Origin of the sequence: Desulfobacter curvatus DSM 3379, from assembly GCF_000373985.1 — a bacterium.
Taxonomy (GTDB): domain Bacteria; phylum Desulfobacterota; class Desulfobacteria; order Desulfobacterales; family Desulfobacteraceae; genus Desulfobacter; species Desulfobacter curvatus.
In genome coordinates, this window is record NZ_KB893050.1 from 1 (window position 1) to 972 (window position 972).

General features: G+C 35.6%; 1 protein-coding gene. It reads right to left on the reverse strand.

Going from position 1 to position 972, the window contains the following annotated elements; genetic code table 11:
• On the reverse strand, positions 1-189 hold a 189-nt coding region (locus B147_RS32445; protein ID WP_033397237.1), incomplete at its 3' end, for a hypothetical protein.
• Positions 190-972: the final 783 nt, after the last annotated feature.

Below are 972 nucleotides of genomic sequence, written 5' to 3' on the forward strand. Positions count from 1 at the left end.
CGGTTTCCAGATCAAGTCCAGGCATAAAAAATCTACTTGTTTGATTTTACCATAAATATTAATCCTGGCTGTAACAAAGTCATGGCTATGACTATTTATGTAGCGGGTATGTTTTGTTGCGTGATTTTCTTCTGAGAAATTTTTTAAGGATGTATTTTCTTTGGATTTAGTTTTTTTACTTATTTTCATCCTTCTTATCCCTCGGATAGGAACAAATGCTGATACTCCTTTTACCACCCGATCTCTGTCAAAGAACCATAAGAAGCCTTCAATCAACCAAAGTGCCACGGGAACAAGCTGGAAAAAATGTCGAAAATATCAATTAACATCGTTGCGTGACTGGGGAAGATAGGCAAGAGACTTTATAAGCAAAAAAGACTGACTATAAGAGCTTTCAAACCATTTTGCTCCAATATCTGCACAAAGGGGTGCTGAAGACGGCGTTGTCTTTAAAAAAATCGAACTTAACCCATAGGGAGAATACGATAAGATTTTGATTGATCTAACTGGTCAAGTCGATATAATGAAATTAATAAGCTTCAAGTTTGATTGCACAAGATCAAAAGGAATCTAAGATGAATACATGTATTTTTTCTCTGGAACAAAATAGTTCACGGAGATTGGTACCAAAATACAGAGTAATAAAAAGAGATAATTTTGCTCGATTTAGATTTTGTTCAAAAAATTCGGAAACGAAAAACTGGCTTGACTCTTAACCCACATGTGTAACGTGAGTTGCCAGACACGGATACCTACGTAGTCAAACAAAATATTTTGTTGCCAGTTGTTTTAGAGATTTTGAAAATCTCTCATAATCAATTGAAATTAAAGACGATATTGATTTGCACAGGGCGAGTTAAAATCTGCTAAAAAAATCAAGCGGTTAAGACCACTCGCAACATAACTCTATTGGTTGTAACTCGGGATGATAAGGTGGTGTCCTTAAGACCTCATGCCCTTGTTTATCAGCTA